This is a genomic window from uncultured Methylibium sp., assembly GCF_902826655.1.
Taxonomy (GTDB): Bacteria; Pseudomonadota; Gammaproteobacteria; order Burkholderiales; family Burkholderiaceae_C; genus Methylibium.
The window spans coordinates 14,839-34,087 of record NZ_CADEFR010000040.1 but is presented as its reverse complement, the minus strand read 5'-3'; the positions used below and the strand labels follow the sequence as shown (position 1 = coordinate 34,087).

Sequence of the window (19,249 nt, the reverse complement as noted above, 5' to 3'; positions counted from 1 at the left end):
ACGTCGACGGCGAGAAGCAGTTCGAGGTGCTGTCGACCAACGGCGACACCTTCCTCGGCGGCGAGGACTTCGACCAGCGCATCATCGACTACATCATCAGCGAGTTCAAGAAGGACCAGGGCGTCGACCTGTCCAAGGACGTGCTCGCGCTGCAGCGCCTGAAGGAAGCGGCCGAGAAGGCCAAGATCGAGCTGTCCAACAGCGCGCAGACCGACATCAACCTGCCCTACGTGACGGCCGATGCCTCGGGTCCGAAGCACCTCAACATCAAGCTGACGCGCGCCAAGCTGGAAGCGCTGGTCGAAGAGCTGATCGAGCGCACCATCGCGCCCTGCCGCACCGCGATCAAGGACGCCGGCGTGTCGGTCGGCGAGATCAACGACGTGATCCTGGTCGGCGGCATGACGCGCATGCCCAAGGTGCAGGAGAAGGTCAAGGAGTTCTTCGGCAAGGAGCCGCGCAAGGACGTCAACCCCGACGAGGCCGTGGCCGTCGGCGCCGCGATCCAGGGCCAGGTGCTGGCCGGGGATCGCAAGGACGTGCTGCTGCTCGACGTGACCCCGCTGTCGCTGGGCATCGAGACGCAGGGCGGCGTGATGACCAAGATGATCACGAAGAACACCACCATCCCGACCAAGTTCGCGCAGGTCTTCAGCACCGCCGACGACAACCAGCCGGCGGTGACGATCAAGGTCTTCCAGGGCGAGCGCGAGATGGCCGCCGGCAACAAGATGCTGGGCGAGTTCAACCTCGAGGGCATCGCCCCGGCGCCGCGCGGCATGCCGCAGATCGAGGTCAGCTTCGACATCGACGCCAACGGCATCCTGCACGTCGGCGCCAAGGACAAGGGCACCGGCAAGGAGAACAAGATCACCATCAAGGCGAACTCGGGCCTGAGCGAGGACGAGATCCAGCAGATGGTGAAGGACGCCGAGCTCAACGCCGCCGAGGACAAGAAGAAGCTCGAGCTGGTGCAGGCCCGCAACCAGGCCGACGCGATGGTGCACAGCGTGAAGAAGAGCCTGGCCGAGCACGGCGACAAGCTCGACGCCGGCGAGAAGGAGAAGATCGAGGCCGCGCTCAAGGACGCCGAGGCCGCGCTCAAGAGCGAGGACAAGACCGAGATCGAGGCCAGGACCGAGGCCCTGATGGCCGCGAGCCAGAAGCTCGGCGAGAAGGTCTACGCCGACATGCAGGCGGCCCAGGCCGCGGCCGGTGCGGCCGGCGCCGCACCGCAGGACGGGCCGGCCGGCGGTGACGCGAAGCCGGCCGACGACAACGTCGTCGATGCCGACTTCAAGGAAGTCAAGAAGTGACCTGCCCCCGTTGCTGCCTGGTCGATCGCCCCTGAAGGACCTGCATGGCCAAACGCGACTACTACGAAGTCCTCGGCGTCCCCAAGAACGCCAGCGACGACGACATCAAGAAGGCCTATCGCAAGCTGGCCATGAAGTACCACCCCGACCGCAACCAGGGCGACGGGGCGAAGAAGGCCGAGGAGTCCTTCAAGGAGGTGAAGGAAGCCTACGAGATGCTGTCCGACGGGCAGAAGCGCGCCGCCTATGACCGCTTCGGCCACGCCGGCGTCGACCCCGCCATGGGCGGCGGGCGACCCGGTGCCGAGGCCTACGGCGGCTTCGCCGAGGCCTTCGGCGACATCTTCGGCGACATCTTCGGCGGTGCCGGTGGCGCCCGCCGCGGCGCCGGCGGCGGCCAGCAGGTCTATCGCGGCAGCGACCTGAGCTACGCGATGGAGATCACGCTCGAGGAAGCCGCGCGCGGCAAGGACTCGCAGATCCGCATCCCCAGCTGGGACGACTGCAAGGCCTGCGACGGCAGCGGCGCCAAGCCCGGCACCAGCGCCAAGACCTGCCCGACCTGCAACGGCTCGGGCCAGGTCCACCTGCGCCAGGGCTTCTTCAGCATCCAGCAGACCTGCCCCAACTGCCACGGCAGCGGCAAGATCATTCCCGACCCCTGCACGGCCTGCAATGGCGCCGGTCGCATCAAGAGCAACAAGACGCTCGAGGTCAAGATCCCCGCCGGCATCAACGAAGGCATGCGCATCCGCTCGGCCGGCAACGGCGAGCCGGGCACCAACGGCGGCCCGCCGGGTGACCTGTACATCGAGATCCGCATCAAGCAGCACGACATCTTCGAGCGCGACGGCGACGACCTGCACTGCACGATCCCGGTCGGCATCGCGACCGCGGCGCTCGGCGGCCAGATCGAGGTGCCCACGCTCGGCGGCAAGGCCGAGATCGAGCTGCCCGAGGGCACCCAGCACGGCAAGACCTTCCGCCTGCGCGGCAAGGGCATCAAGGGCGTGCGCTCCAGCTACCCCGGCGACCTCTACTGCCACGTCGCCGTCGAGACGCCGATCAAGCTCACCGAGCACCAGCGCAAGCTGCTGAAGGAACTCGACGAGAGCTTCAAGAAGGGCGGCGACCGCCACTCGCCCAACGCCAAGAGCTGGACCGACCGGGTCAAGGACCTGTTCAAGTAGCGCCGCGGCGCGCCGGGCTCAGAGCCAGCCGGCGCGCCGGAACCGCCAGGCCACCAGGCCGCAGGCCGCGGTGATCGCGGCCAGCGCCAGCGGGTAGCCCCAGCGCCACTTCAGCTCGGGCATGAACTCGAAGTTCATGCCCCAGATGCCGGCGAAGGCGGTGGCCACGGCGAAGATGCCGGCCCAGGCCGCCAGGCGCTTGGTGATCTCGCTCTCCTCGATAGCCACCATCGACAGGTTCACGTGGATCGCGGTGCCCACCGTGTCGCGGATCGACTCGATCGAGCTGTTGATGCGCGTCAGGTGATCGACCACGTCGCGGAAGTACTCCTGCGTCCCGGCGCACATGTGCGGCACCCGCCCGCCGTGCAGCTTGCCGGCGGCCTCGAGCAGCGGCGCGACCGCATGCTTGAGCACCATCACGCGGCGCTTCAGGTCGTAGAGCCGCTCGATGTTGCTCTTGGCCGTGCCCTTGACGAAGATCTGCTCCTCGATCGTCTCGAGCTGCGACTCCAGCGTGTCGATGATCGGGAAGTAGCGGTCGACCACCGCGTCCATCAGCGCGTAGAGCACGAAGCCGGCGCCGTGCCTCAGCAGATGCGGTTCGCGCTCGCAGCGGTCGCGCACGCCGAGGAAGCCCTGGGTGCTGCGGTTGCGCACCGACAGCACGTAGTTGCGGCCGACGAAGACGTCGACCTCGCCGACGTTGAGCTCGTGCTCGTTCGCCTCGACCAGGTGGAGCACGGCGAAGATCGAGTCGCCGTACTCCTCGATCTTCGGGCGCTGGTGGCCGTGCGCCGCGTCCTCGACCGCCAGTTCGTGCAGGCCGAACTCGCGGCGCATCACCTCGAGTTCGGCCGCGCTCGCGTCCTGCAGCGCGACCCAGACGAAGCAGTCCGGTCGCGAGATGTAGTCGCTGACCTGGTCGACCGTCAGGTCGGCCAGCTTGCTGCCGTCCTGGTAGGCCACGCAGTTGATGAGCATGGGCGATTGTGCGTTCGGCGTCGGCGCCCGCAAAGCCCGCCCCGACCGCACAATCGCCGCCATGGAAGAGTCCGGCCCGACGGCGACGGCCAGCGGCCTGCGGCGGGTCGCCGCCGGGCTGGTCGCGGCCCTGCGACAGGTGCTTCGGGCCAGCCGCCTGGCGGTCGCGCTGGCCTATGCGCTGGCCACCCTGCTGGTGCTGTGGCCCATCGCCTGGGTCGGCCAGGCCCTCAACTGGGCGCTCGCCCGGCCGGCGCCGTGGATTGGGATCGCTGCGGTGGTCGTCGCCGCGGTGGCCCTGCTGGTCTACGCGGCCTTGATGACCAACGAGGACGTCCTGCGCGCCCTGCCCCAGCAGGGCATCGCCTTCCCGACCTCGCTGTCGGTGGCCCTGGCCGCGTTCGCGGTCGTCGTCTTCGGTGCGCTGAGCTGCGCCTGCGAGCGCCTGGACTGGATCTCGATGCAGCCCGCCGTGCCCCATGCCGAGGGCTGCGCGACACGCTACGCCGACCTCTACCTCTGGCACCTGTTCGACGCGATCCCCGGCATCCGCTTCACCGAGACCGTCGGCTGGGCCCAGAAGTACAGCTACACCGGTGCGCTGGCCGGCTGGCTGCTGGTCGGCTTCAAGCTGCTGGTGATCGTGTGCGTGATCGGGTCCTTCGTGGTCTGCGGCCGGCTGCGGTCGGAGGCCCGGGCCGCCGCGCTGCGGCAGCTCGACGAGACCTGAGGCCTCAGCCGAACAGCTCGTGCTGCGCCGCGTCGGCCGCAGGCGGCCGGAAGCGGCTGCGGTCGAGGGCCGGTGTCTCGCGCGACAGGCCGTGCCGCGCCGCCGCCTTGAGCACGCGCTGGCGGATCAGCTCGGCCCACAGGCCCGCGCCCTTCATGCGCGAGGCGTAGTCGGCGTCGTAGTCCTTGCCGCCGCGCATGTCCTGCACGCGCGCCATCACGCGCCCGGCGCGGTCGGGCAGGTGCTGGTCCAGCCACTGGCGGAACAGCGGCGCCACCTCCCAGGGCAGGCGCAGCACCGTGTAGTGGATGGAGTGGGCGCCGTGCGCCGCCGCGGCCTCGACGATGCGCTCGATCTCGGGCTCGTTGACGAAGGGAATGATGGGCGCGACGTTCACGCCCACCGGCACGCCGGCCTCGGCCAGGCGCCGCACGGCCTGCAGGCGCCGCAGCGGCGTCGTCGCGCGCGGCTCCAGGCGACGCGCGAGCCCGGCGTCGAGCGTGGTGACGCTGACGAAGACCAGCGCCTGTCGTCGCCGCGCGGCCGGGGCGATGAGGTCGAGGTCGCGCTCGATGCCGGCCGACTTGGTGACCAGCGTGAACGGGTGCTCGCAGGCGGTCAGCAGCTCCAGCACGCCGCGCGTCAGCCGCAGCCGGCGCTCGATCGGCTGGTAGGCGTCGGTGGCCGAGCCGATGTTGATGGGGCTCGGCACATGGCCGCGCGCCGACAGCTCGGCGCGCAGCCGCTCGACGACGTTGACCTTGGCCACCAGCCGCGTCTCGAAGTCCAGCCCCGGCGACAGGTCCAGGTAGCTGTGGGTCGGCCGCGCATAGCAGTAGATGCAGCCGTGCTCGCAGCCGCGGTAGGGGTTGAGCGCGATGTCGAAGGGAATGTCGGGCGAGTCGTTGCGGCTGATCACCGTGCGCGCCCGCTCCTCGGTCACGAAGGTCGCGGGGGGCGGCGGCTCGCCCTCCCCGGGCGGCGCTTCCCAGCCGTCGTCGACGGCCTCGCGCAGGTCTCGCTCGTAGCGGTGCGCGATGCGCACCGGCGTGCCGCGGCCCTTGATCGGGTCGATGCGGGACGGGTCGTCGGCTCGGCTCATGGCAATACTGTATTTTCATACAGTCTCGCGCCGATGTCGACAGCGCTCAGGCGGTCGCGCGCTCCGGTTGCGACGCGCCCAGCAGCCCGGCCGTGCGGGCCTCGAACTCCGGCACCGACAGCGCCGCGGCGAACAGGAAGCCCTGGAACTCGTCGCAGCCGGCGCGCAGCAGGAAGTCGCGCTGCGCCGGCGTCTCCACGCCCTCGGCGATCACGCGCAGTCGCAGCGCGCGCGCCAGCTGCACCACCGCCTGCGCGATGCCGGCGTCGCTCTCGTCGCCCGGCAGGCCCTTGATGAAGCTGCGGTCGATCTTGAGCTTCTTGATCGGGAAGCGCTTCAGGTAGCCCAGGCTGGAGTAGCCGGTGCCGAAGTCGTCGATCGCCATCTGCACGCCCAGGCGGTCGAGCGCACGCAGGCGCTGCAGCGCCTCGTCGGCGTCGCGGATCAGGATCGACTCGGTCAGCTCCAGCTCCAGCAGCGCGGCCGGCAGCTGCGACGCGGCCAGCACCGCGGCGACGCGCTCGACGAAGTCGACCTGCTGGAACTGCAGCGCCGACACGTTGACCGACACCACCACCGGCCTCCCCTCGGCCTGCCAGCGCGCGCCCTGGCGCACCGCCTCGCCCAGCACCCAGTCGCCCAGCGCGACGATGAAGCCGCTCTCCTCGGCCACCGGGATGAACTCGCCGGGCGAGATGTCGCCCAGGTCGGCGTCGCGCCAGCGCAGCAGCGCCTCGGCGCCGATGACGCGGCCGCTCGCGATCTCGACCTGCGGCTGGTAGTGCAGCCGGAAGTCGCCGCGCTCGAGCGCGACGCGCATCGCATGGTCGAGCTTCATGCGCGCCAGCAGGTCCACGTTCATCTGCGGCTGGTAGAAGCGGAAGCCCGCGCGGCCGCGCTCCTTCACGCGGTACATCGCGGCGTCGGCGTTCTTGATGAGGTCGTTCATCGACTCGCCGTCGTTCGGGTACATCGCGATGCCGATGCTCGCGGTGACCGAGAAGCTCATGCCCTCCAGCACGAAGGGCTGGCCCAGCACCTCCAGCACGCGGCGCGCCGTGGTCTCGGCGCCGCGCGCGTCGGTCTGGTTCAGCAGCATCACGAACTCGTCGCCGCCCAGGCGCGCCACCATGTCGACCTGGCGCACGCAGGTCTTCAGGCGCTCGGCCACCTCGACCAGCACGCGGTCGCCGAACAGGTGGCCCAGCGAATCGTTGATCTGCTTGAAGCGGTCCAGGTCCAGGAACAGCAGCGCGAAGGGCATGCGATGGCGCTGCGACATCGCCAGCGCGAACTCGAGCCGCTCGGTCAGCATCACGCGGTTCGGCAGGCCGGTCAGCGCGTCGGTGAAGGCCAGCTCCTCGATGCGCTTGTGCGCGGCCACCGTCTCGGTCAGGTCCTTGAAGAAGCCGACGTGGCGCACGCCCGCGCCGACCTCGGCGGGCTCGGCGCCGGCCGGGTCCATGCGCACCAGCGAGACCTGCCCCGGCAGCGTGCTGCCGTCGGGCCGGCGGTGCCACAGCTCGCCCTCCCAGACGCCCTTCTCTTCCAGGCAGGCGCGCAGCGGCTCGAACCAGCCCGGCGCGGCGCTGGGGTGGCACAGCAGGGCCTCGGTCGTCAGGCCGACGATGCGCTCGCGCGACAGGCCGGTGATGCGCTCGCAGCTGGCGTTGGCCGCGACGATGCGGTGCGCGCCGTCGGTGACGAAGATCGCGTCCAGGCTGGACTCGAAGACCTGCGCCGCCAGCTGCAGGCGCGCGGCGCTGGCCAGCTGCTCGGTGATGTCGCGGAACGAGCAGACGCGCCCGATCGGCCGGCCGCGGCCGTACTGCGGCAGCGTCACGCGTTCCAGCACGCGGCCCGAGCGCAGCCGCAGCACGTCGCTGGCGCGCAGCAGCGGCGCCTCGTCCAGTTCGCGCAGCCTGGCGCTGAACCGATCGGCGTCGACCACCTGGCCGCGCATCCATTCGAGGATCGCGCTGTCGTCGTGCTGGGTCAGCAGCTCCTCGGGCAGGTCCCACAGCCGCGCGAAGAGCTGGTTGCAGCCGCGGATCGCGCCGTGCAGGTCGGTGACGAGGATGCCCTCGGCGGTCGACTCCAGCGTGGCGCGCAGTTCGGCGACCAGCTTCTCCAGCTCGTCCTCGGCCTGGCGCTGGGCGCTCTGGTCGCGCAGGCCCAGCACGTAGATCGCCTGGCCGGGCCGCATCCAGACGCGGTCGACGCGGCGCTCGACCGGCAGCATGCGGCCGTCGGCGTGGCGCACGAAGCTGTCGGAGTGGATCTGCGGGCCGTCGGGGCGCGAGCGGCCCGCGGCCATGTCTTCCCAGAAGCACTCGTCTTCCGGCGTCGCCACCAGGTCGACCACCGGCCGGCCGACCAGCGCGCCCGGAGCCTCGCCGAACAGCGCCGCCGCCGCCTCGTTGGCCGCGACGACGCGCAGCCCGAGCGGGTCGACCAGACAGACGGCTTCGAGCAGGCTGTCGATCAGCGGTTGCCAGACCGGCGGAGGAAGGCTCATGCGACCGCCTCGCCCATCGCGAACATCTCGCGCGCGGGCTCGAAGAAGTAGCAGGTGCGCGTGCGCGGCGACAGGTAGTCGAGCGTGGCGCGCGGCAGGTGCTGCGGCTTGAGGCTGCGGCGGATGCCGAGCTCGGGCGTGCGCTCCAGGTCCAGCGGCAGCGCGGTGTCGCGCGACTGCTTCGGGTCGTGCACCAGCACGCAGGGCTTCAGCGGACGCGCGGCGTTGACCGTGACGACCATGCCGTAGCGGTCGTCGCTCAGCTGCACCACCGAGCCCGGCGGGTACACGCCCATCATGCGGATGAAGGCGCCGAACACGGCGCTGTCGAAGCGCGCCTTCATCTGGCCGTAGATCAGCGCCAGTGCCTCGTGCGGCGTCAGCGCCTGCGAGGGCGTGGCCGGATTGCAGAGGTTGTCGTAGCGGTTGATCAGCGCGACGATGCGCGCGGCCGGGCTGATCTTCTCGCCCGCCAGCTTCAGCGGGAAGCCGCTGCCGTCGGCCAGCTCGTGGTGCTGCGCCAGCACCAGCAGCGCGCCGGGCATCAGGCCCATCTTGCGGCCGATGGTCACGCCGTGCGAGACATGGTCCTGGTAGAACTGCCGCTCGGCGTTCGACACGCCCGGCGTCATCGGGTCCAGCCAGCGCACGCGGTCGGGCAGCTCGAGCTTGCCCACGTCGTGCAGCATCGCGCCCGTGCCCAGGTCGAACATGTCTTCCTTCGACAGGCCGAGCTGCTTGCCGAGCAGCAGCGACAGCACCGTCACGTTGACCGCGTGCAGCGAGGCGCGGTCGCCCGCGCCTTCGCTCAGCAGGCGGATCGCCATCTCGTCGGCGCCCAGCAGCTTGCCGAGCAGCCCGTTCATGTGGGTCTCGCAATGCTCGCGGGCCGCGGCCGGCTGGCTGATCGCGAGCTCGAAGCTGCGCTTGAGCGCACGCCCGGCCTCGGCGTACTGCCGCTCGGCCTGGTGGGCGCAGGCCAGCTCGGCCTCCAGCGCCTCGCGGCGCCGGCGGGCCTGGGCCTGCTCGGGCGTCTCGACCGGGGCGGCCGGCGGCGGCGCGACGACCACCGGCTGGGCCGCCGGGCCGGCGTCGGCAGCCGCCAGCGCGCCGGCATCGACCAGCGCGCGCAGCGGCTCGACGTCGCTGCGCTGCGGCAGGATGCGCACGTGCTCCAGCCCCAGTCCGCGCAGGGTCTGGAGCTGTTCCTCGCTGGCGATCCGGAAGCTGTTGAGCGGGAAGGGATGCTGCATCCACCCGAGATCCAGGTGGACGTGCAGGCCGATCCGCAACTGCCGGATGTCGACGATAGGACCGTGAGTCGTGCTGTCGTGCATGGCTGTGGTGGAGCCGGGCGACTAGCCCTGACCCCACCCCTGTTTCGGCAGATCGCCGCCGTCCTTGAGCGCCCTCACGGCGGCGCCGCTACAGTCGATCCGTCCCCGCTTGCGCCTCCCCCATGGACCTGTCCGTCTGGCTCCCCTTCTTCCTGGCCGCCTGGGCCATCAGCCTCTCGCCCGGCCCGGGCGCGGTGGCGGCCATGAGCGCGGGCGCGCGCTGCGGCTTCGCGCGCGGCTACGCGATGACGATCGGGCTGGTGCTGGGTATCTGGACCCAGGTGCTGTTCGTCGGCCTGGGGCTGGGAGCGCTGATTGCCACCTCGGCGACCGCCTTCACGCTGGTCAAGTGGGCCGGCGTGGCCTACCTCGTGTGGCTGGGCGTGCAGCAGTGGCGGGCGCCGGCCCGGCCGCTGGTCGAGGCCGCGACCGACGCCGCCCTGCCCTCGGCGCGCGCGCTGATCCTGCGCGGCTGGGCCATCAACGCGGTCAACCCCAAGGGCACGGTCTTCCTGCTGGCGGTGGTGCCGCAGTTCCTTGACCTGGCGGCGCCGCTCGCGCCGCAGTACCTGGTGATCGCCGCGACGCTGGGCTTCACCGACCTGGTGGTGATGGGCTTCTACACCGCGCTGGCCGCGCGCCTGTTGCGCACGCTGCGCGATCCGCGCCAGGTCCGGTGGATCAACCGCGTGTTCGGCAGCCTGTTCGTGCTGGCCGGCGCCCTGCTGGCGGGATTCCGGCGCAGCCCGCCGTAGCGGCTGCCTGCGGGCGGTCTGGAAAGGTGGCGGGCGCCTACACTGCCGGCCACCCCTTGCGTGGAGTCGTGGCATGTCGAGACCGGCAGTTCTTCTCCGCCGCACCGCGGCCGCCTGCGCGGGCGCTGCCGCGCTGCTCGCCGCCGCTGGAACATCCGCCCAGCCCGTGCCGAGCGACGGCAGTTCGGTCGTCGGCAACTACCAGGTGACGACGATGGCCAACCCGGCCGCCAACGCGCCGCCCGGCAGCTTCATCGCCCACCTCGCCGAGCGCCGCCAATGGGGGCTGACCGCGAGCTTCCGCGGCATCTGCGCCGAGTCGATGCAGGTGGACATCCGCTTCACCGACACGCCGCAGAACCGGCTCGACGCCTACGCGAGCTCGCGCTCGGGACGCGACCTGCCGATCGCCGAGCCGATGGCGGCGCTGCGCCCGGTGCTCGAGCGCCGCTGCCCGCAGCTGCAGGTGCTGCGGGTGACGTTCGAGTCGGCGATCACCGCCAACAAGTACGGCTACGAAGGCGCGATGCAGCGCGCCGAGGGCTGGGTGCTGCGCGACGGCGCGGTGGCCACCGCGTTCGACCGCGGCGCCAACGTCGCGATCCGGATCACCGACCTCTACAGCCGCGTGCGCCTGGACCACCAGGGGCGCTGCGAGGACAGGCCGACACTGCTGATCGAGCCGGTGAACTTGCGCGTGCTCGACAGCGATGTCTCGCTCATCACCAACTACACCGCACTGGCCGAGACGGTGGCGGCGCAGTACGCGCAGCAGTGCCGCGCGGTGAAGCAGATCCGCTTCGCGCTGGGCCGGATGCCGCTCGATTACCGCTGCAGGGACGCCGGCGACTGCTTCCTGGAGGCCGCTCCCGCCGACGGGCGCTGGCGCGTCTCCATGGCGCAGTTCGCCCCGCGCGAGCAGCGCAACCCGGTCGCCACGTTCGAGGACATGGTCGAGGTGCTGGCCGCCGGCCGCTTCGACGTGCTCTACCGCTACGACAGCTTCTTTTCCTTGTTCGTCGCCTCGTACTTCGAGGCCTTCTCCGACGAGTGCCGTGCCTTCATCCGCGAACCGGTCGGCCGCGCGATCCGCTTCACGAGCGTCAAGCGCGACGGCACCGTGGACCGCAGCGAGACCGATCCGATCGTCGTCGAGCGCACGCAGGCGTGGGCCTACGACCGGCACTACGACGGCGCGACGGCCTACATGTTCAACGCGATCACGAAGATGCCGCGCGGCGGCGGCTCGTTCGAGGCCGGCGCCCGCGCCGGTGCCAACGTCGTGAGCTCGGCGTTCGCTCACCGGGCCTCGATGAACGGCATCCTGCGCGGCCAGTGCGCCAGCGAGCGCATCGATGTGATGCGCCAGAACATGCTGGCGCGCGCGGCCTCGCAGCCCGCAGCGGTGACCGGGCGCTTCACCACCGCCAAGCAGCCGGTCGAGGCGTTCGACCCGGACGGGCCTTCGGCGCCGGCCTTCCTGGAGGCCTACCGGCGCACCGCCCCACGCTGAGCGGCCGGCGGCGCGCCCGGTGCGATGCCGTCCGGGCCTGCGCCGCGGCAGCCGCTGGTCAACAGGCGGGCGTCACGGCTTGCGCGTCTGGCGGTCGTGCTTGGCGCGCGCGATGTGGCGGCTGGCGTGGTCCTGGCGCTTCTCCAGCGCCGCCGCCTCGCGGCCGGTGACCTTGCCGTCGGCCTCGGCGCGCGCCTCGGCCCGCGTGATGCGCGCCTGCTCGCGGCCCAGGCGGCGCGTCTCGGGCTTCGTCAGCGCGCCGGACTGGATGCCGTTCTCGATGCGCTGCTCCTGGCGGTCCTGGCGGTTGTCGACGCGCTGCTCGGCCGCGGCCTGGGCCGGCGTGGTCTGGGCCGACGCCATGCCGGCCGCAGCGGCCAGCGCGAAGCCAAGGACGATCAGCGTGAAAGCGGGGCTCTTCATCGGGGACATGCGGGACTCCTGAGTAGTCGTTCGGGGGGCACGGGCCGGCCCTGAAGCCGGATCCATGTGCCGCTTGAACCGCCGCCGGCCGCCGGCGCTTACGGCCCGCGCCGCAATCCCGAGCGATTCGCTCGGCTGACCGTAAGAGCCCGGCCTGCCGGTGGTTCAAGCAGCGTCGCCCCCCGCCCGCCATGCAAGCCGCCACCCTCGCCGCCCACCGCTTCGGCTTCGCCGAGACCGGCCTCGCCGGCCTGCGCGCCGATCCGCGCGGCTGGGTGCAGGTGCAGTTCGGCGCGCCCGAGCCGCTCGACGATCGCGGCCTGCTCGGCAGCGCCGAGGTCGGCCCGCTGACGCGCCGCGTGCTGCGCCGGGCGCTGATGGCCGCCGCGCCGGACGCCGTCGCGGCGACACCCGGGACGATGACCCCGGCGCGCCCCGAGCCGGCGGACCCCGACCGCCGCGCGCTGCGTCGTGCCGGCCTCGACGCGCTGCAGCGCCGCTGGCAGCACGCCGTGGCCAGCGGCACGCCGGTGTTCGAGCGCTGGGTGATGTTCTGGTCCAACCACTTCTGCGTCGCGTCCACCAAGGGCGCGATGCTCGGCATGGTCTGGCCGCACGAGCGCGAGGCGATCCGCCCGCACGCGACCGGCCGTTTCGCGGCGATGCTGCGCGCCGCGACGCTGCACCCGGCGATGCTGATCTACCTGGACAACGCGCAGTCGATCGGCCCCGGCTCGCGCGCCGGCCGGCGTCGCGAGCGCGGCCTCAACGAGAACCTCGCGCGCGAGCTGCTGGAACTGCACACGCTCGGCGTGCATGGCGGCTACACCCAGGCCGACGTCACCGAGCTGGCGCGCCTGCTGACCGGCTGGACCGTGACGCGCGACGACGAAATGAAGACGGTGTTCCAGCCGGCGCTGCACGAGCCCGGCCCCAAGCGCGTGCTCGGCCGCGTCTACCGCGAGGGCCCCGAGGCGGTCGACGCGCTGTTCGAAGACCTGTCGCGCCACCCGTCCACCGCGCGCTTCGTCGCCACCAAGCTGGCGCGACATTTCGTCGCCGACGACCCGCCGGCCGCGCTGGTCGATGCGCTGGCCGCGCGCTTCGTCGCCAGCGACGGCGACCTGGGCGCGGTCGCGCGCACGCTGTTCGACCACGACCTGGCCTGGCGCAGCGACACGGCGCCCAAGTTCCGGCGGCCCGAGGAGTTGCTGATCGCCTCGCACCGGCTGCTCAAGCTGCCCATCGTGCGCACCGAGAAGCTCGCGCTCGAACTCGCGCAGATGGGCCAGCCGGCCGGCCGCGCGCCGTCGCCCCAGGGCTGGCCCGATCGCCGCGAGGACTGGCTGGCGCCGGACGCGCTCTACAAGCGCGTCGAGTGGGCCGCCGCGCTGGCCGCCGAGCACGCCGACCGTGCCGACGCCCGCGCCCTGGCCGCGCTGGCCTGGGGCGATGACCTCGGCGCCGCCACGCGCCGCCAGGTCGAGCGCGCCGACAGCGGCACGCAGGCGCTGGCCCTGCTGCTGGCGAGCCCCGAGATGCAGTGGAGATGACGCGCATGAGCCTGTCGCGCCGCCGACTTCTCCAGTTCACCGCCGCCAGCCTCGGCAGCGCTCGGCTCGCCTTCGCGGCCGCACCGGCCCACGGCGAGCAACGCCTCGCGGTCGTGATGCTGCGCGGCGCGCTCGACGGCCTGGCCGCCGTGCCGGCGGTCGGCGATCCGGCCTGGGCCGCGCTGCGTCCGGCCGCTGCGGGCGACGCGTCGCCGCTGCCGCTCGACGGCCCGTTCGCGCTGCACCCGCGCCTCGCGCAGCTGCATCGCTGGTACGGCGAAGGCACGCTGCGCATCGTGCATGCGGTCGCCAGCCCCTATCGCGAGCGCTCGCACTTCGACGCGCAGCAATTGCTCGAAAGCGGCGGCACCCGGCCCTTCGAGCTGTCGACCGGCTGGCTCGGCCGCGCGCTGCAGGCCGCAGGCGGTCGCGGCGTCGCGCTGAGCCCGGCACTGCCGCTCGCGCTGCGCGGCGCGTCCGGCGCCAGCAGCTGGGCGCCGACGCGCGAGGCGCCGGCCGACGACGACCTGCTGGCGCGCGTCGGCCAGCTCTACGACGCCGACCCGCAGCTCGGCCCGATGTTCCGCCAGGCGCTGGAACAGCGCAGCGGCAGCATGGCCCCGGCCGCCGGCGGCGCCGGCTTCGTCGCGCTGGCGACCCAGGCCGGACGCTTTCTCGCCGCGCCCGACGGCCCGTCGGTCGCCTGGCTCGACACCAGCGGCTGGGACACCCACACGCAGCAGGCGCCGCGGCTGGCGCGCCTGCTGGGCAGCCTGGACGACGGCCTGGCCGCGCTGCGCGCCGCGCTCGGCGAACGCTGCTGGGCCACCACCACCGTGCTGGTGATGACCGAGTTCGGACGCTCGGCCGTGCTCAACGGCAGCCAGGGCAGCGACCACGGCACCGGCGGCGTCGCCTTCGTCGCCGGCGGCCAGGTCGCCGGCGGCCGCGTGCAGGCCGACTGGCCCGGCCTCGCGCGGGCCCAGCTGCTCGACGGCCGCGATCTGCGCCCGACGCTGGACCTGCGCGCGCTGATCGGGCCGGTGCTGCAACGCCAGTTCGGCCTGTCGGGCGCGCGACTCGCGCAAGACGTGCTGCCCGGCACGCCGCGTCCCTTGACCGACCTGTGGCGCGCTTGACGCCACGCCCTCCGACACGACACGCTCGCACCATGCCGCTTCCACGCTTCATTCCGCTCGCCCTCGCCTCCCTGCTGGCTTGGCCTGGCCTGCACGCGCTCGCCGTCGAGGTGCCCGACCCTCAGGCCTGGGCGCGCCTCAGCCCGGCCGAGCAGGCCGCGCGCCGCGCCGAGCTCAAGCAGCAGCTGCAGCAGGCCACGCCCGAGCAGCGCGCCGCCTTCCGCCGCGCGCTGCGCGAGCGGCTCGAGAACCTGAGCCCCGAGGAGCGCCAGGCCCTCGCCGGCCAGGCACGCGAGCGCTGGCAGCAGCTGACGCCCGAGGAGCGCGCCGCCCTGCAGCGCGAACGCCGCGCCCGCGTGCAGGCCATGACGCCCGAAGAGCGTCGCCAGCTGCTGCAGCAACGCCGGCAGATGCTGGAGAAGCTGACGCCGGAAGAGCGCGCCGCCTTGCGCGAAAAACTCGAACGCTGATGGCATCGACCAAGGACCCGCAAGGATGGACCGCGTGTCGCGCCTGAGCGGCTGGCTGGGCGGTGCCGCGGCGCGCGCGCTGCGCGCCGCGCCCGTGGCCGGCGACGACTGGCGCTTGTGGCGCGAGGCCTGCGACGGCCAGGCGGCCAGCGCCTCGCGGCTGGTGCGCGAGCTGACCCCGCAGGCCTACGGCCTGGCGATCCAGCTGGTCGGCCGCCGCGAAGACGCCGAGGACGCGGTGCAGGACGCCTTCCTGCGCCTGTGGCGCAGCGCGCCCAGCGACACCCAGGGCGCGAAGCTCTCGACCTACTTCAACACCATCGTCATCAACCGCTGCCGCAGCCTGCTGGGCGGCCGACGCGAGCAGGCCACCGAGCACGAGGCGCTGACCGAGCTGCACGACGCCGCGCATGCCGACGCGTCCGCGCTCGAAGCGCCGCACGACGACGCGGCGCTCAGCACCGGCACGACCCAGGCCCGTCTGCGAGCGGCCCTCGGCCGGCTGCCGGCGCGCCAGCGCATGGCGGTCGCGATGTGGGCCTATGCCGACGCCTCGGTGGCCGACATCGCGCGCAGCCTGGAACTCGATCCCAACGCCGCACACCAACTGCTGCACCGCGCGCGGCAGGCGCTGCGCGCGCACCTCGAAGGAGGCGCCTCATGAATCCGAAGCACGACCCCGACGACACCCTGTTGCAGCAACAGCTGCGCGCCGCACTGGCGCCCGACGACGCCGAACTCGCGGCGCTGAACCAGCGCGTGCTGTCTCAGTGGCGCAGCCGTCACGACGGTGCGTCGGCGCAGTCCGAAGGCCGCGGCGCCGTGCGCGCGCTGGTCGGCCGCGCCGGCCTGCGGCCCTGGCTGATCGGTGCGACCGGGCTGGCGCTCGGCGGCGCGCTGGCGCTGGGCCTGTGGCTGCAGCGGCCCGACCCGGCGATGGAAGAACTGCTGCAGCTCGACGTGCTGTCGCAGATGGCGGCCGGCGAGATGTAGCCTCGCCCGGCCGCTGCGGCATCGTCGGGCGACGGTGTCGACCAGCTGACCGGTGCCGCCCTTGCCCGGGTGATCGCCGTCCAGGCGATCGGCCATGCGGCGCAGGAAGGCCAGCAGCTCGCTCAGGCTGCCGCCCTCTTCCTTCTTCAGGCGATCCGGATCGAGCGCCTTCCACAGCGACGCGAAGCTCTCCTCCAGGTCGGAGGGTTCGGCCTTGGCGACCAGCGGCGTCGGATCGACCTGGATGGTGTCCGAGACGGGCTGGGCGGCGGGCGCAGCGACAGTCGCGGCGACCTCGGTCGTCGCGACCGGGGCCTGCGGTGCCGGCGTCACGGCCGGCGGTTGCGGAGCCGGGGACGGAGACGGAGCGGGAGTCGTGGGCGCAGCCGGCGCGGCACCGGCAGCCAGCTTCTGCGCCAGCGCCTCGATGCGATCGGCAAGGCTGGACATGCCGCCACGACCCCAGCCATGGCCGCGCCCGTGGCAACCGTGACCGCGACCGCTGTCGCCGGCCAGCTCGCGCAGGCTGTCGAACAGCGCCTCGGTGAAGTCCTTCAGCGCGGTGCGCAGGTCGGGCTGCTTCTCTTTCTTCTCCTTGGCCTCGTCGACGCAGGCGCAGTCCCTGGCCTCCTTCGCGGGCTCGGTCTTGTCGGCGGCCGGCGTGTCGGCCACGGGCCTGGCGTCGGTCGCCACCGGCTTCGTCCCGGCGGCCGCTTCGGCGGGCTTGGGTTCTGCCGCAGGCCGGGCCAGCGCGCGCAGTTCTTCGCTCAGCGCGTCGAACAGTGCGCCCATGCCGCCGTGGCGGCGCTCCGGGCGCGGCGGCTCGCCGCAGCCGCGGCCGGACTCGTCGCGCTCGGCGTGTTGCGGGCGGCGCAGGTTTTCGGCGCGCGGCGCCGAGTAGACGCTGCACGACGCGGAGGACAGGGACTGGATCGACATGACGGGCTCCCACTCGGGCGGCCCGGGATCGGCCGCTCTTTCAGCTTCGATGTCCGGTTTTCGGAACCGCCCCTGGCGCGCTGGAGCCCGCAGGCGTAACGATTTGCGAGAAGTGTTGTCGGCGCGGCGGGCCGCCGCCCGGCGTGGGGCTTCTGCAGGCGCGTCCGGCAAACCACGCCGCTGCTACCCTGGGCGGCAGAACAACGATCTGGAGACACGACGATGAACCCGAACCCGGCCGCCCGTCGCGGCGCCGTGCTGGTGGTCGGCGCCGGCGACGCCACCGGCGGCGCCATCGCCCGGCGCTTCGCCCGCGAGGGCCTGATCGCCTGCGTCACCCGTCGCAGCGCCGACAAGCTGGAGCCGCTGGTCCGGCGCATCCGCGCCGACGGCGGCACGGCGCACGCCTTCGGGTCCGACGCGCGCGACGAGCAGCAGGTCGCCACGCTGGTCGAGCACATCGAGCGCGAGATCGCCCCCATCGAGGTCGCGGTCTTCAACGTCGGCGGCAACGTGCGCTTCGGCATCGCCGACACCACCGAGCGCGTCTACCGCAAGGTCTGGGAGATGGGGGCGCTGGCCGGCTTCCTGGTCGGGCGCGAGGTCGCCAGGGCGATGCTGCCGCGCAGCCGCGGCACGATCCTCTTCACCGGCGCCACCGCCAGCATGCGCGGCAGCGCCGGCTTCGCGGCCTTCGCCGGGGCCAAGCACGCGCTGCGCGCGCTGGCGCAGAGCATGGCGCGCGAGCTGGGCCCCCAGGGCCTGCACGTCGCCCACGTCGTCGTCGACGGCATGATCGACACCGCCTTCACCGCGCAGAACTTTCCGGAGCGCTACGCCGCGCTGAAGCCCGAGGACGGCCTCCTCGACCCCGACGCCATCGCCGAGAACTACTGGCAGCTGCACCGCCAGCCGCGCAACGCCTGGACGCACGAGCTGGACCTGCGGCCGTGGGGCGAGAAGTGGTAGCCCCCTGGCATCGCCCATGCTTCCAGCTGCGGCCATGAACACGACCTCCCCCGTCACCGTCCGCCGCGTCGCGCCCGCCGACGCCCAGGCCTGCGTCGAGCCGCTGGCCGAGGTGCTGCTCGACTGCGTCGAGGGCGGCGCCTCGGTCAGCTTCATGTGGCCGCTGCCGCGCGACAAGGCACTGGCCTTCTGGCGCGGCGTGGCCGACGGCGTGGCGCGCGGCGAGCGCGTGCTGCTGGTGGCCGAGGACGCGGCCGGCCGCATCGTCGGCACGGTGCAGCTGATCACCGCGCAGCCCGACAACCAGCCGCACCGCGCCGACGTGGCCAAGATGCTGGTGCACCGCAGCGCGCGCCGCCGCGGCGTGGCGCAGCAGCTGATGGCGGCGGCCGACGACGCGGCGCGCGGCGCAGGCAAGACCGTGCTGGTGCTGGACACCGTGACCGGCGGCGACGCCGAGCGCCTGTACCAGCGCGCCGGCTGGCAGCGCGTGGGCGAGATCCCGCACTACGCGCTGATGCCCGACGGGCCGCTGTGCAGCACGACCTATTTCTACAAGCACCTCTAGCCCTCGGCCCCCTGGGCCCGGAGGGTGACTCCGCGCCGGCGCAGGAGTAAGGTTCGCCTGCCGCCGCCCCACGCTGTCTGTGGGCCTCGCGCGGCAAGGAGGCTTGCATGGACATGGCGCTCGCGTCGTCTCGCTCCTCGAACGCCGGCCTGCTGCCGACGCGCCTGCTCGGCGCCGGCGCGGCGCTGGCCCAGGCCGGCCTCGGCCCCATCGGACCGGTCACGCCCGACTCGCCGGCGCTCGACGTGATGACCGACCTCACCCTGGTCAAGGCCGTCATCACCGCGCCGCGCACGCGCCTGCGCGACGTCGAGCGCCAGATGATCGAGGCCGGCGTGCGCATGCTCTTCGTCGTCGGCGACAGCCCCGTCGTCGAGGGCCTGATCACCACCACCGACCTCTACGGCGACCGCCCGATGCAGCGCGTGCAGCAGCGCGGCCTGCGCCACGACGAGCTGACCGCCGCCGACGTGATGACGCCGCTGGCCGATATCGACGCCATCGCGCTGGCCGACCTGCGCCAGGCGCGCGTCGCGCACGTGGTCGAGACGCTGGTGCACCACGGCCGCAACCACCTGCTGGTGGTCGACCAGCCCGACGGCGCCGCCGGCCCGCGCGTGCGCGGCGTGCTGTCGCGCACGCAGATCCAGCGCCAGCTCGGCCGGCCCATCGAGGTGCCGGAGATCGCGCACAGCTTTGCCGAGCTGGGGCGGATGCTGTCGTCCTGACGGCTCGCTCGGGTCGCTCGGG

The 19,249-nt window shown here is 72.7% G+C and carries 17 protein-coding genes; 12 read left to right on the top strand and 5 right to left on the bottom strand.

From position 1 onward, the window contains the following. Both dnaK and dnaJ read left to right on the top strand, forming a co-directional pair. Positions 1-1,316, top strand: a 1,316-nt coding sequence (gene dnaK, locus QZV97_RS14930; protein ID WP_295643708.1) for a molecular chaperone DnaK, incomplete at its 5' end; no start/stop codon positions are given. Between the two features lie 44 nt (positions 1,317-1,360). Then, the gene (gene dnaJ / locus QZV97_RS14925; RefSeq protein ID WP_295643705.1) at positions 1,361-2,506 is read left to right on the top strand and encodes a molecular chaperone DnaJ; all 1,146 of its coding nucleotides are present in this window, start codon (positions 1,361-1,363) and stop codon (positions 2,504-2,506) included. Positions 2,507-2,524: 18 nt separating this feature from the next. Here the strand turns inward: dnaJ and corA are convergent, their stop codons facing one another. Further along, complete coding sequence (gene corA / locus QZV97_RS14920; RefSeq protein ID WP_295643702.1) at positions 2,525-3,490, bottom strand: magnesium/cobalt transporter CorA; 966 nt, start codon at positions 3,488-3,490, stop codon at positions 2,525-2,527. A gap of 61 nt (positions 3,491-3,551) precedes the next feature. Here corA and QZV97_RS14915 point away from each other — a divergent pair, with 61 nt between their 5' ends. Then, the gene (locus QZV97_RS14915) at positions 3,552-4,220 is read left to right on the top strand and encodes a hypothetical protein (RefSeq protein ID WP_295643699.1); all 669 of its coding nucleotides are present in this window, start codon (positions 3,552-3,554) and stop codon (positions 4,218-4,220) included. A 4-nt stretch (positions 4,221-4,224) separates the two neighbouring features. On the opposite strand, the gene QZV97_RS14910 is transcribed toward QZV97_RS14915, so the two are convergent. Genes QZV97_RS14910 through QZV97_RS14900 form a run of 3 tightly spaced genes read right to left on the bottom strand, consistent with a single transcriptional unit; the run spans position 4,225 to position 9,177 of the window. After that, positions 4,225-5,322 (bottom strand): PA0069 family radical SAM protein, encoded by a 1,098-nt coding sequence (locus tag QZV97_RS14910; RefSeq protein WP_295643697.1) that lies wholly within the window; start codon positions 5,320-5,322, stop codon positions 4,225-4,227. A gap of 46 nt (positions 5,323-5,368) precedes the next feature. Continuing rightward, entirely contained in the window at positions 5,369-7,840 is a 2,472-nt protein-coding gene (locus QZV97_RS14905; RefSeq protein ID WP_295643694.1) for a bifunctional diguanylate cyclase/phosphodiesterase, read from the bottom strand. After that, on the bottom strand, positions 7,837-9,177 hold the full coding sequence (locus QZV97_RS14900) for an HD-GYP domain-containing protein (RefSeq protein ID WP_295643692.1): 1,341 nt from the start codon (positions 9,175-9,177) through the stop codon (positions 7,837-7,839). Before QZV97_RS14900 ends, QZV97_RS14905 begins: the two co-directional genes overlap by 4 nt. Positions 9,178-9,299: 122 nt before the next feature. On the opposite strand from QZV97_RS14900, the gene QZV97_RS14895 reads away from it, so the two are divergent. Beyond that, complete coding sequence (locus QZV97_RS14895; RefSeq protein ID WP_295643690.1) at positions 9,300-9,932, top strand: LysE family transporter; 633 nt, start codon at positions 9,300-9,302, stop codon at positions 9,930-9,932. Positions 9,933-10,005: 73 nt separating this feature from the next. Then, complete coding sequence (locus tag QZV97_RS14890; RefSeq protein ID WP_295643687.1) at positions 10,006-11,445, top strand: hypothetical protein; 1,440 nt, start codon at positions 10,006-10,008, stop codon at positions 11,443-11,445. A 72-nt stretch (positions 11,446-11,517) separates the two neighbouring features. On the opposite strand, the gene QZV97_RS14885 is transcribed toward QZV97_RS14890, so the two are convergent. Continuing rightward, the gene (locus tag QZV97_RS14885; protein WP_295643684.1) at positions 11,518-11,877 is read right to left on the bottom strand and encodes a hypothetical protein; all 360 of its coding nucleotides are present in this window, start codon (positions 11,875-11,877) and stop codon (positions 11,518-11,520) included. A 182-nt stretch (positions 11,878-12,059) separates the two neighbouring features. Here QZV97_RS14885 and QZV97_RS14880 point away from each other — a divergent pair, with 182 nt between their 5' ends. The 7 genes from QZV97_RS14880 (at position 12,060) to QZV97_RS14850 (ending at position 19,227) form a co-directional block, all read left to right on the top strand. Beyond that, positions 12,060-13,421, top strand: coding sequence for a DUF1800 domain-containing protein (locus QZV97_RS14880; RefSeq protein ID WP_295643681.1), 1,362 nt, complete (start codon positions 12,060-12,062; stop codon positions 13,419-13,421). 5 nt (positions 13,422-13,426) lie between these two features. Continuing rightward, positions 13,427-14,560, top strand: a complete 1,134-nt coding sequence (locus QZV97_RS14875) for a DUF1501 domain-containing protein (protein WP_295643678.1) — start codon at positions 13,427-13,429, stop codon at positions 14,558-14,560. A 32-nt stretch (positions 14,561-14,592) separates the two neighbouring features. Then, on the top strand, positions 14,593-15,030 hold the full coding sequence (locus QZV97_RS14870; protein WP_295643675.1) for a DUF3106 domain-containing protein: 438 nt from the start codon (positions 14,593-14,595) through the stop codon (positions 15,028-15,030). A 25-nt stretch (positions 15,031-15,055) separates the two neighbouring features. Beyond that, complete coding sequence (locus QZV97_RS14865) at positions 15,056-15,694, top strand: RNA polymerase sigma factor (RefSeq protein WP_295643673.1); 639 nt, start codon at positions 15,056-15,058, stop codon at positions 15,692-15,694. A gap of 1,490 nt (positions 15,695-17,184) precedes the next feature. Beyond that, on the top strand, positions 17,185-17,931 hold the full coding sequence (locus tag QZV97_RS14860; RefSeq protein ID WP_295643671.1) for an SDR family oxidoreductase: 747 nt from the start codon (positions 17,185-17,187) through the stop codon (positions 17,929-17,931). 34 nt (positions 17,932-17,965) lie between these two features. Then, positions 17,966-18,499, top strand: coding sequence for a GNAT family N-acetyltransferase (locus QZV97_RS14855; RefSeq protein WP_295643668.1), 534 nt, complete (start codon positions 17,966-17,968; stop codon positions 18,497-18,499). 107 nt (positions 18,500-18,606) lie between these two features. After that, positions 18,607-19,227, top strand: coding sequence for a CBS domain-containing protein (locus QZV97_RS14850; protein WP_295643665.1), 621 nt, complete (start codon positions 18,607-18,609; stop codon positions 19,225-19,227). Positions 19,228-19,249: the final 22 nt, after the last annotated feature.